Consider the following 13,775-nt stretch of genomic DNA (forward strand, 5'->3'; position numbering starts at 1 on the left):
GAAGGCCTTTGTCGACGGCTGGCGGTGCTACCAGGGGCCGGTCGCGGCCGGTACGGAACTGCCGCCGCTGCTATGGATGTTGCCACCGTCGACGAGGCGGCGTGCGTTGTCCAGGGTGGCGGCGGCGGTGCTGAGCAGCACCTCGGGGCCGGGGCCGATCGCGGCCAGCAGCACCACCAGGTCCAACGCCGCGGCGTGCGCGGCGCGCCACGCCTCCAGGTCCCACTGGGACTCGGCGAACGCGAGCCCGTCGACGGCGGCACGCACCGCGTCGGCGGCGAAGCGCTGCGCGGCGACGTGCGGTGCGGCGACCTGCGGCGCGGCGCCGGAAGGGACGGCGCCGCGCCCGGCCGCGACGTGCTGGAGCGCGGCGTGCTGGGGTGCGAGGTGCTGGGCGGGAGCGCCGTCGTACGGTGCGCCGGGCGGCGCCGCGTAGCCGGGATCGGCGGCGGGCGCCTCGGTCCGCCGGTGCCGCCCCGGACGCGCGGGCATCTGCGCGGAGGTCATGCGTGGCCCCTCAGACATGTGCGGGTCGGTGTCGACATCAGGTAGAGGCACCACCAGGCCACGGCATTTGATGCCGACGGCACGGTGCTGCCCTCCCCAACAGTGGACAACGACGGGGCGCGATCCTCGGATTGCCCGCGTACGTCACCCGTCCGGGTGATCGATGCCCCCTGCGGCGGGCCGGGGCGCTCGACAATCGGGGGTGACACGGACCGGCCGTCCAGCTCACGAGGGGGCGCCGGGCACGGCGTCGAGCTGGACGGCACGGAGTGGCGTGGCGAACCCGAGTCGCGCGGTTGGTTCGGCGCACTCGCGGTCAGAGCGTCTGGCGGGCACCGGCGGGAGACGCGCAGGGCCCCGCGGCGCAACCGGGCCGGCGTCATGAGGCCCGCGTCGTCCTGGATGCGGGGGTGGCCGGACAGTCGGGCCGCCCCCGCATGAACACGTCTTCCTCGTGTTCGACGGCCCGGAGCGGTGAGGCGCCCTGGTGAAAAGGGCACGCGAAAAGCGCCGTCGGCCCATGCGCGGCATCTGTGCACGGGCACAGCGGAGTGCGTCCGGACCTAGTTTGCGGCCTATCGATTTCCGAGCGGAAGAGCAGAGAGCATCTACTCCACCCCTTTGGTGAGGAGAGGGCCTTGCTCAACCCGCACGACACCCACGGCTTCGAGGGCACGGCCTTCGTCGTGCGCGCCCGCCGCGCGCTACTCACCGAGGACGAACCGATCGCCTGGTGCCGTGCGCGTGCGGCCGCCCGCAAGTACCGCGCCTGGTCGAGTTCCGCGACGAATTCCCCCTGACCGCAACCGGAAAGGCACCCGAACGCGCGCTGACGTGAACCGTCGCGGCCCGCCGCTCACCCGAGGAGTCCAGCCCCATGAAGCCCCCCGCCCAAAGACGCGCATCCGCCTTCGTGGCGCTGCTCGTCGGTGCCGTGCTCTCGATCAGCGGATGCAACTCGGATACCGCGTCGTCGACCGGCGGCAGCAAGGACCTGCCGGACGGTGTCCTCACCGGCCCGGGCGTCACCGACACGACCGTCACGGTCGGCGAACTGACCGATCTCACCGGCGTGTACGCGACGTTGGGCAAGAGCCTCACGCAGGCCCAGCAGCTCTACTTCGACGAGGTCAACGCGGCCGGCGGGATCTGCGGCCGCGAAATCCGGCTCCTGGTCCGCGACCACGGGTACGACGTGGCGAAGGGCGTCGCCGCGTACGACGAGATATCCCCCCAGATAATCGGGATCTCCCAACTCCTGGGCTCCCCGGTGGTGACCGCGGTGCTGCCGAGCCTGGACCGCGACGCCGTGCTCGCGATCCCGGCGGCGTGGCCGTCCACCATGCTCAAACAGCGGTACGTCCAAGTTGTCGGCGCCACCTACGACATCGAGATGATCAACGGTGTCGGCTTCCTGCTGCGGGAGCGGAAGGTGGTCGCCGGCGACAGGGTCGGGCACGTCTACTTCGAGGGCGAGTACGGCGAAAACGCGCTGGCCGGCGCCAGGTTCGCGGCGCAACAAGCCGGGCTCACCCTGGTCGAGCACCGTATCAAGGCCACCGACGCCGACATGGCCGCGCAGGTCGCCGCGCTCAAGAGCCAGGGCGTCAAAGCCGTCCTGATGAGCGCCGGCCCCAAGCAGTCGGCGTCGCTCGCCGGAGTCGCGGCCGCCGCGGGCTTCAACGTGCCGATCGTCTCCAGCAACCCGGGCTTCTCGCCGCAGTTGCTGACCACCCCGGCCAAAGCGGCGCTGGAGAAGAACTTCTTCCTCGTCAACTCGGTGCAGGCGCCGAGTTCGCAGGTCTCCGGCATCCAGAACCTGGTCCAGGCGTACGCGGCGAAATTCCCCGGCTCTCCGATCGACAACGGGGTGGCCTTCGGATACGTCACCGCGCGCGTCTTCGGGGAAGCACTGCGCAAGGCGTGCGAGGCGAAGGACCTCACTCGTCAGGGCGTCGTCGCCGCGCTGCACGGCATGAACGCGTTCGACTCGGACGGTGTGATGGCCCCTCTGGACTTCAGCAACGTCGGGGACACCAACACGCGCGAGTCGTACATCCAGCGTCCCAACGCACAGGCACAGGGCGGGCTCGAGACGATCGACGGTCCGGCGCCGGCCGAGTCCGCACTGAAATACCAGGTCGCTCCCTGACATCACGGCCCTGACAGGCAGCCGTACGGGCGACCGACTTCCGCGGTCGGGCGCCCGGCGCCGTCCTCGCGTCCTCGCCTACTCCCGTGTCGGCGAGCCGATCGCGTCGTCCCCGAACGCCGCGGCCAGCGCCTGCGCGATCAGGTCGGGCAGGTCGGTACGTCCGTCGTCCTCGGCCCAGCGCACCAACGCCGTGTGCATCGCGGCGAGGCACGCGCCGGCCGCCGCCTGGGCTCGGAACACCGTGTCGGGGTCCGGGGATTCGCCGGTCAGGGCGCCCACGATCGACTGTTGCAGTGCGTAGTGGTTGTCCAGGTGCCTGGCCCGCAACGCCGGTGTGGCGATCATCAGTTGGAGGCGGGCAAGGAGGAACCGGCGGTTCGATCCCGGGTCGTGCACGTCGCCGGAACTCAGCTGCGCCGCGGAATCGACGAGCGCGCTCCCGATCCGGTGCGTCAAGGGCAGGTTCGCGGGTGTCGCGGCGATGCCGTCGGCCACCAGCGCCACGTTCGCATCGGCGAGAACCAGGTCTTCCTTCGTGGGGAAGTGCCGGTACACGGTCATCGGCGACACGCCCGCGGCGTCGGCGACGTCGGCCACCGTCGTGGCGTCGAATCCGCGCTCGGTGAACAGCCGTACCGCGTGCGCCTGGACGGTGCGCTGCGTCTCGGCTCGTCGGCGCGCTCGCAGGGTTGAGTGCTGGTCGGGCATGTGGTAGACCCTACCTGACTGGTAGTCACTACCAGATTGGTAGAAGCTCACATGATTGGCGGCTCGACATGGGTGACCTGACCGGCAGGACGGCCCTCGTGACCGGGGCATCGCGCGGCATTAGGGCAGACGACCGCGGTCCGGCTGGCGGCGGACGGGGCCGCGGTGATCGTGCACTACGGCACGGACGCCGAAGGAGCTGCGGCGACGGTCGCGGACATCGAGCGGGCCGGCGGGTCCGCGGTCGCCGTCCGCGCGCGACTGGGGGCGGAGGGCGACGTCGAGACGCTCTTCGCCGGGGTCGAGGCGTACCGCGCGGGGCGGCCGCTCGACATTGTGGTCAACAACGCGGCGGCGCCGCCCGCGGGCGGGATGGGCGTCACCACGCGCGAGGAATTCGACCGGTTGTTCGCGGTCAACGTACGGGCCCCGTACTTCATCGTCGAGCGCGCCCTGCACCTGCTCGCGGACGGCGGCCGCATCATCACGATCTCGTCCGTCGCGACTCGGATGGCGAATCCGTCGCAGACGTCCTTCGCCATGACGAAGGGCGCGGTCGAGACGATGAGCCGGACGCTGGCCAACGAACTCGGGGCCCGGGGGATCACCGTGAACGCGGTCGCCCCCGGTGCCACGCGCACCCCGGCCAACGCTCCGGTGTTCGACGCGCCGGGGCTCGCCGACCTCATCACCGCCTCGACGGCGCTGGACCGGCTGGGCGGCCCCGAGGACGTGGCGGACGTGGTCGCGTTCCTCGCCTCCGACGAGGCGCGGTGGGTGACCGGTCAGGTCCTCGACGCGAGCGGCGGCCTGTTCCTCGGGCCCCGGGTGTGATCAGTTCCCCGAGCGGTTCCCGGGCCAGTGGCCGGGGCCGCCCGACTCGGGGCCACCGGAGAACTCGCCCGAGGCGTAGGGGTTCGGGGGCACGTAGCCCGGCGGGTAGTGGAGGGTGGGCGGCTGGTTGGCGGGCGGCGGGGACGAGTTGGGGAACGACGGGATCGCGGTGGTCGGCGCGTCCAGCGGCGGCGGGTACGCGTACGGCGACTGCGGCGGCGGCGCGGTGTCCGGGCGCGGCGGATGCGTGGACTCGGCCAACTCCGGTGCCGGGTTGGGGTCATGGCGCATGTCGAGCCCCAGGATCATCCGTCGGCCGCCGACCGGGCAGCGGACCGCGTCACGGCGTCCGGTGTCGGTGAAGCGCACCCGGACCAGCAGGTCGACCTGGCGTACGTGGCGCCAGGAGCGGCGGGCGCTCACCCTGATCCGGGCGCTGGTCCCGGGCAGTTGCAGCAGACCCGGGTTCTCGGTGTCGCCCTCGGCGAAGGCGCGGCCGAGGCGGTCCGGGGTGAGGACGGCCGCCACCTGGTAGCCGGGGGCGTCCTCGCGCCGTATCCGCATGGTCAGTTGGCCGGACCAGCGAGGGCGGCGGTACAGCAGCACGCAGAAGGTGACGAGCGCCGCGAAGAGCGCGATGGGCGAGGCCAGCGACGCCTGGACAGGCTCCGGGTTCGCGGGCACATCGCGTGCAGCGGGTACCTCCGGCACCGTGGATGCCGCCGACGACAACGTGGATGCGGATGCGGATGCGGATGCGGCGGCGGGCGACGGCGGCGCGGGCTCGGTCGACGGTCCCGCGGCGCCGAACGCGCCGGTGGCGAACAGGACGACGAGCACCGCGGCCAGCGCGACGACGACCGCGGCCGCCGTCAACACGCGGCGGTTGCGGAACCACGGCATGTCGGACCACTCCGCCGACTGCCGCGGGCCGCGGCTGCGGGCGCCGCGGGGGCCAAAGTTCGCGTGCTCGGTCTGCCGCCGCTCCTCCAAGGGCACGTTGGAGGGACGCTGTGCACCGGAGGCCGGATCGACCGACGGCGCCGCGGGCGGGGCAGGTGCCGCCGGGGCCTGAGGAGGCGGCGCCTGGCCGGTCGGGGGCCGCGTCGGGGCGTCCCCGAGCATGGCGGTCAGCATCTGCTCCTCCGCACTTACGACTTCCCGCCGCTCACGCAGCGTGTGCCGCAGATTGTCGGCGGCGTTCCGGCCGAGCCAGTCCTTCGTGAGAATCGTGCGGACGGTGCGCACCAGCCACACGTCCCCCTGGCGGGCCGTCCAACCGTGGTCGTGCAGCAGGGCCGACCTGACCTCGAGGAGCAGGTCGTACGCGGCCCCCTGCTTCCGCACCCCCGGCCAGGACTGCAACGCGTGCCGGACGTGCGGGTCCGGCTCCGCGTCGGCGGGCGACTGCGCCTGCAACCAGGCCCAGTGTCCAGCCAGTTCGGCCGTTGACCGGCCGCCGCGGGCGTCCTGCTCCAACTGCCCGAGACGTACGGCCAGCGCGAGTTGCGGTATGCCCGCGACCAGGCGCCGCCAGGACCCGCCTTCGGTGTCCGCGGCCAGCGCTTCCTGGACACCCGTGCGCAGGCGCCCGACCGAGTCGAGGGCTTCGGCGGCGAGGAACCCGCACGCCTTCGGTCCCAGGTCGTCGGCCCGGTCGAGCGCACCCAGCAGTACCGCCACGGTCAAAGCCCCGCTGTCGGGCTGGTCCTGATGCGCCCTCAGTATTCCGCGCAGCATCCGCACCGGCAGGTCGTCGAGACGGCCGCCCGCGTCGCGCGGCAACAATTTCCCGGCGTCGGTCAGTTCGGCGACGTACTCACGCGCGGTGTCGGAGGCCGGCGGCGCGAACTGCCGACCGTACAGGCACAGGAGCAGGCCGGTCAGGGCCGATACGTGCGTCGTGACGCCGTCGTCGGCAAGCGGGTCGTAGTCGCCGACCCAGCCGCCCAGTTCGGTGTGCTCCGGGAGGCGGTCGTCGGCGGCTATCCGCAGCCACTCCTGCCACAGAGCCAGGGGCAGGGCCCCGAACCTGGCGTACGCGACGGCGAACCGGAACGTCTGCACCGCCACGCCCGGGCACTGCCGCACGGCCTGCGCCAGCGTCCCCGCCGATCCGGTGCCCGGATCCGGCAGGTCGATCGCCCACCGCAGGACCGTCAGCCAGGGGGCCTTGCCCGCCTCCGACAACAGTGCGATCAGACGGCCCAGCGACTTCGGCCGCTTCTCCGCGCAGCGGCACACCGCGGCCAGGCCCACCCGGGGAGTCCTGAGCAACGCGTTTGTCGCCAGCGGCCATTCGCGCTTCGGTGCCGCCCCGAAACGGGCCACCCACACGTCGACCAGCTCGTGCGGCACGTTCCATTCGTGCGGCACGGCGAGCAGGCGCGCCACGAACGCGTCCGCGTCGGCCTGCTCCCACTCCCATGCCACCGTCACGAACGTCTCGACGATTCCGGTGACTTCGGCGCGTGCTCCCGGGGATACGGGGACATCCGGCGTCATGGAGGCCGGGGCCAGGGCACGGTGCATCGCCACCACCGCGGCCTCGTTCAGCTCCGCGCACGGGTATTGGGCCATGACCGGGTACAGCGCGGGGTCACGGCGGTCGAACAGGAACGTGAACAGGCTCCGGCGCGACTCCTCGTCGAACGACTCGACGCCCTTCTGGCTCAGCGCCTTGAGCACCCGGTCGGGGTCGCCCTGACCGGAACGGACCTCGGCGAGCACCATCTCGGACAGCGTCAGCGCCTCCAACACCTCCAGCGCACGGTTCGGTTCGGTGAACGGCCGGCTCCGCGCGTTGCGGCGCAGCCACAGCAGCACCCGGTCGGCCTCGCCCGCGTCGAGATGGCCGGTCAACAGATCCAGGTAGCGGCGGGCCACCGGACCCGCCGGCTGCGGCACCCGCGCCCCCCAGGGCACGCGCACCAGGCCGTCACCCGCGTAGTCCCCGAAGCACAGGCGCTGCCAGGCCTGTTCGGGAACCGGGGCCCAGGTCGAGGCACTGAATCCGGCGCGGTAGCCGTACGGGAGCATCCGGCACACTGCGTCGATCGCGGCGATGCGCTCGCCGACATCGGCGCGGCCCGCACCGGTGATCACCACGCGGCCCTCCAGCAGCAGCGCCGCGACCCCCGCGGCCCAATAGAGCAAGGGCGCGGAGAAGCCGGGTGCGCCGGCACCCGCGCCGCTGACCACCGGGGCCGACAACTGCGCGGGCTCGTCGGGCAGTTGAAGCGCGACCGGGCTTCCGTCGCGCATCGACGCGGACAACAGTGCCGCGTACAGGTCGCCGTACTCCGCGCCGCGCGAACTCAGTTCGGAGTACGGCACGGTGACCCAGGTCGTCGCGGTGATCCGGCGGTTGGTCCAGTCCGCCCGATCGGTCCAGTCCATGACCGCGACGTTGCAGAACGCCCCTTCGGCCTCGTCGTGTCCGCCGAACACCACCCAGGGCAGCGACTCGGGCCGCCCGCTGTCCTCGGTGCGGGGCGTCCCCGGGTTCTCGGCCTGCACCGCCGCGGTGAACTGCCCGGGATCCCCTGTGCTGCAACTGAGCACCCGGTAGTCCTGCTCGTCGCCGGATTCCTTGCTCCAGTACGCCCAGTGGGCGTCCAGCGTCGTCACGGCCGCCTCCCTGCGGTGCCGCCGGACCGCGACCGCAGCAGTCCGCCGCGGCGGTCGCGGCGCACCAGGCGGTCGAGGTCCACCAGGGGTTCAAGGACATTGACCGGAACCGGGATCGAACGCAGCCGCTCGCGGTACTGGGGCGAGGTGTCCGCGCCCGGCCGCCTCGGGCCGCGCTGCGGAGCGGGCTCGTGGTCGAGGTTCCCGTAGTCGTCCGGGTCGAACTCGTCCTCGTGGTCGAGGTTGAAGCCGATCGACGAGGTGACGTAGTAGCGGACGCGTTCCTTCATGAAGCTGTCCTGGATCAGTCGGCGCACCTCCTCACCCGTGCCGCCGGTCGACTTGCACAACTCGGCGAAGAAGTCGTGGGCGTAGCGGTCCGCGATGCGCGGCAGGTACGGCTTCGTGTCGCTCTGCGTGGCCCAGTTGCCGCGGCACGCCCGGTCGAAGATCGCCGGATCGTCGAACTTGGTGACGCACACGGCGAGATGCTGAGGCAGCCGGCCGTCCTCGCGCAGCTGCCCGTTCCGCAGCATGCGGTTGCTGACCGCGCGCAGTGTGCTGCTGAACGCCTGGAAGGTCTCGCTGCGTTCGCGGGAGTCGCTGACCGGGTCGTACAGGTAGATGATCGCGTCCGCGTCGGCGAGCTGCGCGACCGCCGCGTCCAACGCGTCCTTGTAGTCGCCGCCGGGGCGGTCCTCGACGGTGAGCAGGATGCGGGACGCCGGAGCGGGGCGCAGCCGGTGGAAGGGGCTGCGCGAGGACCGGGCGAGGAGCCAGCGCACGCTTAGCGAGGACAGGGTGCCTTGCGGCAGGACGCGGTCCACGACGAGAGCCGTTTCGGCGTCCGCCAGATAGGTCCGAGAGGTGTCGTCGAGGGGCGTGATCGTCCACCCGTCCGACCTGCCCGCCTTGCCGTGCAGCGCGCGGGGCAGCGCCCACAGGTATGTGCTCTTGCCGCTGCCGCTGGCTCCCCAGAGCGCGACCCGCACGTCGTTGCCGGGAGCGCCGGGAGCGCCGGGAGTACCGCCGGGCGCGGCGGCCGTGGCGGGTGCGGGCTGCGCGGGTGGGGCGTACCCGGGCGCGGCCGCCCGGGAGAGCGGCACGGAGACGCCGGGCGGCGGGGCCGGCGCGGCACCTCCCGTGGGACCCGGTGCCGACCCGGGCGCGGGCCCCGAGGCGGGCGCCGGCCGGGCGAAGCGGTCCGGCGGCGGGCGGCTGTCACCGGCGGTGTCGTCGAAGTCCGGGTCGGGCGGCGGCATGGAGCCGAGCCACTGCCGCACAGGGTCCGGCTGCCGTCGCCCGTCGGGCGGCTGATCGGTGATGGCGTTCTCCCTGGGGGTGGGCCTGCCCGGGGCGCCGTGCAGGTCTAGGGGGGAAGTTCGGGAGGGGAGGAGCGGGGCGGGGGGCGAAGTCAGTATGGAGGCGGGTCGGCGTGGTCGCGCTGTCGGCCCGGCGCCCGTACCGGAAGCACGAGTTCGGCCGACGCGGCCGGCACGACGAGGTCGGCCAGCGAGCGGAGGTGCGCGGCGGAACCGAGGACGAACCGCCCGTCCGCGCCGAGTTGCTGCCACATGCGGCGGGTATTGTCACGGGGTATCGCCGGGTCGGAGTGTGTCATCCAGGCCGGTTCGTCGACCATCGCCACCGTGCGTACGCCCCGCGCACGCAACTCGGCGAGCGCCTCGGCCCAGTCCAGTCGGCCCGGGCAGACCCGCGCGTGCACCACGCTGCCCACCCGCGTGGTCAAGCCGGCCGGGCGGCTGCCGACCACGACCAGCGTGCGCTGCGCGCCGGGTCGCCAGTCGAAGTGCAGCGCCCGGTGCAAGGCGTCCTCGACCGGCGCGGCGAACTGGTCGACCACCGGCGTCGGCTGCCAGTCCTGGAGAATCGCCATCAGCTCGCCGGGCGAGGCGAACCCCGCCGTCCGGCACGGGTCGTCGGCCTGGCGGCGGTTGTCGGAGTGGTCGGCGTAGCCGATGGCGGCCAAGCGCGCCGCACCGGCGTGCCCGGGCAGGCCGCCAGCATGGACGCCCACCCCGACGCGCAACGCGTGGGCGAGCGTCCGCACGACTTCGAGCCGCTGGGTTACCAACTGTGCCGGACCGCCGAGTTCGACGGCCACCATCACGTCCGCACCGACATCCGTGTTGTGGTGCGAGGGCAGCGACGCGGACAACTCGGCCCAGCTCTGCGGCCAACTACCGGCCTGCGCGGCGTCGGCACCCGATCCGCGCACCCGCAGGCGGACGCGGCCCGGCCGTTCCAGCGACGCCACCACCACGGCCTCCCCCGGGACGGGGATGTCCGCGCGTGCGACGGTGAGTTCGGACCACTCGCCGTCTGGCCCGGCGCCGCGTACGACCACCGGCAGCGCGGCCGGTCCGGCCCGGCCGGGCGGCCGGGCCACCGGCACCGCTGTCTCGACGGGCAGCCCGCGGCGCACCGCCGTGCCGACCGGGAAGAGTTCGACGTACGTGACCGAGACCCGGCCGCCGGGCGCGGCCACCGAGGCCAGAGCCAGGTGGTACGAGCGGCGCAGCGGAACTCCCGCGCACAGCGCGTCCGCGCGGTCCGCCAGGTCCGGCGAGCCCGGTTCCGCGATGAACTCGGCCACCGGCGGCGCGATCCGGCGTACGGCCGCGGCGAACAGGTCGGGGAGCAGCCAGTTGGCGCGGCGGTGGATCAGCACGTGCTCGGTGGTCTGCCCCGGGGCCTCGCCCTCGGAGGGGTGCAGCAGTTCGCGGGCCCAGGCCAGCAGTGTGTCCGGGTCGGGCGGCGCGCCCTTGAGGCCCACTCCGCCGGCGGCCAGGAATAGCATCTCGGCACGGCTGCGCACGCCTGTGCTGGGCACCGCGTCGCTCCACTCGCGCACATTGCGGACCACCGGATCGGCGGTGACGACACCGACCGCGGACGCGGTGAGCGTGCAGGTGGCGAACCCCTCCGGCCCGGTCTCGACCAGGACCAGGCGGTCCGTCTCGCCGGCCGCGAGGCGGGCTGCGGCGGCCTCCGGGGCGCCGTACGGCCGCCGTTGCGCGCGGGCGCGCCGTTCGGCCCGTGCCACCGCGTCCTGTTCGGACTCCACCATGCGGGTGCGGGCTTCCTCGGAGAGCCGGTCGAGCCCGCGGCAGTGCTGCAACAGGGCCTTGAGCACCCGGTGGTCGCCCTGGTGCAGGCCGTCGGCGCCCACGCGTACCGCCGCACGCACGTCTTGGCGCATCGTCAGATCGTGGTGGCCGCCCGAGCTTTCGGCGTGCCCGGCACCGGGCGCGGCGGGACGGCCGCAGCCCGAACAGCCCTCGGCACCGTCGCCGCCGGGGTGGGTGCAGACCGGGCACGGCGACGGCGGCCGTCGGAAGGGCACGCTGGTGTTCATCGGGCTCCGGGCTTCGATCGTGAGCGGTTCGGCGGCCGGGTGCGGGCGGGGGATCCGGCGGCGCGCCGCGGCGTCGCGGGGCCGGTCGGGTGCCGCGCCGGTGCGGACGGCGGCCGCGCGCGGGGCGGGGTCGGTCCGGCGGATCCCGGTCATGGCGGCGGCAGGGCGCACACCGTCCCGTCGAGCCGCCCGACCACCACCGGCCCGCCCGGCACCGCCGCGGCGGGGGCGTGCACGGGGCCCGCGCCCGCGTGCCGCCAGATCCGTCGGCCGCCCAGCGGGTCGACGGCCAGGGTGCTGCCGTCCGTGCCGCCCACCACCAGCGCGTCGCCGACCTGCGCCAGCGAACGCCGGATGCCCTCGGTCACCGGGAGTTCGCCGAGCTGCTCGCCGGTGACCGCGTCGTACGTCCGCACCGCGCCGTCCAGTGCCCCCGTCGAGACCGTCTCCGTCACCGGATCGGCGACGCAGGCCCAGGTCTGCGCGGTGCTGTGCGCCGACCAGTGCGGGCTGCCGTCGACCGTGTCGAAGGCGTGCAGTCCGCCGTCCGCACCCGCGGCGACGACCAGGTTCCCGGCCACGGCCAAGGCGATGGGACGCTCGCCCAGTTCGGGGCTGCGCGGCCAACCGCTCCCGCCGTCGTGCAGGTCGAGGGCGTGCAGCCGCCCCCGGGCGTCGCCGACGTAGACCGTGCGCCCGGCGACCACGGGGCCCGCGGTGATCGGCGCCCCCACCGGCTCGCCCCACTCGGCCTGTCCGTGGCCGGCCGGGAACGACCACACCACGCCCGCGCCGGACGCCACCACGACGCGCGCTCCCGGGGCGACGGCGCAACCGACCACGCGACCGCCGACCGGGCGGCGGTCGGTGAGCCGTTGGGCGGTGGTGTCCAGGGTGTTGAGCCAGCCGTCCGCCGAACCCGCGTGCAGCAGCACGCCGTCGCCCACGGGGGTGCCGCGCAGGCCGCCGGGCAGGGCGTATTCCCATTGGAAGTAGCCGGTGTGGCCGTTCATTGCGGTGACCATGCCGTCGGCGGTGGCCGCCAGCACGGTGCCGTCGGCGGTGGCGGCGACGTACTGCACCCAGTCGTCGAGCGGGCGCTCCCACTCCGTTTCCACGGTGCGCATGGGGGTCTGGGGCCGGGCGGGCACCGGGCGCCGGTGGACGACGGTTCGGGCATCGGCTCCGCCGGGGGGTACGGACACGCGCTCGGCCGCCCCGGGCGGTCCCGGGGCGCGCGGCGGAGTGGCCGTGTGCGGCGGCCCCGACCTGCGCGGCGGTTCCGTTACGCGCCGCACGGGGGTGCGGGGCGGCGGGCTGCGGAACTCGGCGGCGAACGCCCCGGGGCGTATGCCGGAGATGATCTCGGTGCGGATGCCGTCGTCGGCGGGCGGGGACGCCTCGTACCAGCGCGGGGCGATCGTCCCGGGCGCCGTGGTCGCGGGGTCGCCGAGGGCGAGGATCTGGGACGTCGACGACGCGTCGGCGGGACCGGTGAAGGTCGGGGGCACCTGGTGCGGGTTCACGGTCTGCCGGTGCGGGGCCCCGGCCGCGGGCACCGGACGCAGGGGGTGGCCCTCCAGCTTGTGGCGGTGCGCGGGTTCGAGCGCTTCGGTGAAGACCGGCACCGGCGCCCCCGGGGTCCGGCTGGTGCGCAGCAGGATCATGGCCTCGGCGGCGCTCGGGCGTTCCTCCGGCCGCTTCTCCAGCAGCCGGTGCAGCACGATGTCGAGGTCGTTGGGTATGCCGCCGAAGTCGACGTCTCCGGCGCGCAGATCGCCGTAGTTCTTGTACGGGGGATGCCCGGTCGCGGCGAACAGCGCGATGGCGCCGAGCCCGAAGAGGTCGCCCGCCGAGTCGTAGTGCGTGCCCTTCTCGGTGCCGGGCCGCTCCGGCGGCATGTAGAGGAGGGTTCCCACCGCTTCGCCCGTCGCCGTCATCGGCTGGGCGCCGACCGCGCGGGCCAGCCCGAAGTCGATGACGTGCGGACCGGCGGGCGTCACCAGCACGTTGCGCGGGTTGAGGTCGCGGTGCGCGCGGCCCATGGAGTGCAGCAGGCTGAGCACCTCGGCGACGCGGATCGCCAGCGCCCGCACCGCGCCCGCGGGCAGCGGGCCGTGCTCGTCGACCAGTTGCTGGAGCGTCGGGCCGGCGACGTACTCGGTGGCCAGCCAGGGGCGCGACGCGTGCGGTTCGGCGACGAACAACCGGGGCACGGCCGGGTGCTGAAGGTGTCTCAGGAACTCGGCCTCGCGGGCGAACCGGCTTCGGTACTCCGACTCCTTGTGGGAGGCCAGCAGTTCCCCGTGCATCAGCTTCACGGCGGCGGGGGCGTGCGAGTTGACGTGCTCGCCGTAATACACCTCGCCGAATCCGCCACCGCCCAGCCGGTGCAGGAGGCGGAAGCCCCCGACCTGTGCCGTACGCCGTCCGAATACAGCGTCCATACGAGTCCCCACCCCCAGGCGCCGTACGACGGCTGCTTTCGTGCCGCCACTGGCCGCAATCGTTACACGACACGGCGGTGGACGTGAGAGGTTCTTCCCTCTGACCGGAGTGTCG

8 protein-coding genes and 1 pseudogene are annotated in these 13,775 nt (G+C 73.7%); 3 read left to right on the forward strand and 6 right to left on the reverse strand.

The genetic code is table 11. The features are described 5' to 3' along the window. Window positions 1-27: 27 nt before the first annotated feature. A complete protein-coding gene (locus tag ACWD12_RS18680) occupies window positions 28-507 on the reverse strand; it encodes a hypothetical protein (protein WP_450100430.1) in 480 nt (159 codons plus the stop codon). Window positions 508-1,145: 638 nt separating this feature from the next. Between ACWD12_RS18680 and ACWD12_RS18685 the strand changes: the two genes are divergently transcribed. Together ACWD12_RS18685 and ACWD12_RS18690 are read left to right on the forward strand one after the other, a co-directional pair. Beyond that, window positions 1,146-1,307 (forward strand): hypothetical protein, encoded by a 162-nt coding sequence (locus tag ACWD12_RS18685; RefSeq protein WP_450100431.1) that lies wholly within the window; start codon window positions 1,146-1,148, stop codon window positions 1,305-1,307. A 77-nt stretch (window positions 1,308-1,384) separates the two neighbouring features. Then, the gene (locus ACWD12_RS18690) at window positions 1,385-2,659 is read left to right on the forward strand and encodes an ABC transporter substrate-binding protein (RefSeq protein WP_450100432.1); all 1,275 of its coding nucleotides are present in this window, start codon (window positions 1,385-1,387) and stop codon (window positions 2,657-2,659) included. Window positions 2,660-2,737: 78 nt separating this feature from the next. Here ACWD12_RS18690 and ACWD12_RS18695 read toward each other — a convergent pair whose 3' ends face one another. Continuing rightward, window positions 2,738-3,370 carry a TetR/AcrR family transcriptional regulator gene (locus tag ACWD12_RS18695; protein ID WP_450100433.1) on the reverse strand — a complete coding sequence of 211 codons (633 nt, stop codon included), beginning with the start codon at window positions 3,368-3,370 and terminating at the stop codon, window positions 2,738-2,740. Window positions 3,371-3,438: 68 nt separating this feature from the next. On the opposite strand from ACWD12_RS18695, the pseudogene ACWD12_RS18700 reads away from it, so the two are divergent. Continuing rightward, a pseudogene (locus ACWD12_RS18700) lies at window positions 3,439-4,204 on the forward strand (SDR family oxidoreductase). Here the strand turns inward: ACWD12_RS18700 and ACWD12_RS18705 are convergent. From ACWD12_RS18705 to ACWD12_RS18720, 4 genes are all read right to left on the reverse strand, one after another. After that, on the reverse strand, window positions 4,205-7,834 hold the full coding sequence (locus ACWD12_RS18705; RefSeq protein ID WP_450100434.1) for a hypothetical protein: 3,630 nt from the start codon (window positions 7,832-7,834) through the stop codon (window positions 4,205-4,207). After that, window positions 7,831-9,117, reverse strand: coding sequence for a hypothetical protein (locus ACWD12_RS18710; RefSeq protein WP_450100435.1), 1,287 nt, complete (start codon window positions 9,115-9,117; stop codon window positions 7,831-7,833). Before ACWD12_RS18710 ends, ACWD12_RS18705 begins: the two co-directional genes overlap by 4 nt. 131 nt (window positions 9,118-9,248) lie before the next feature. Further along, on the reverse strand, window positions 9,249-11,366 hold the full coding sequence (locus ACWD12_RS18715; protein WP_450100436.1) for a hypothetical protein: 2,118 nt from the start codon (window positions 11,364-11,366) through the stop codon (window positions 9,249-9,251). Next, entirely contained in the window at window positions 11,363-13,660 is a 2,298-nt protein-coding gene (locus ACWD12_RS18720) for a protein kinase domain-containing protein (protein WP_450100437.1), read from the reverse strand. The genes ACWD12_RS18715 and ACWD12_RS18720 overlap by 4 nt, the downstream gene beginning before the upstream one ends. Between the last annotated feature and the right edge of the window lie 115 nt (window positions 13,661-13,775).

The sequence above is a fragment of the Streptodolium elevatio genome (genome assembly GCF_053592165.1).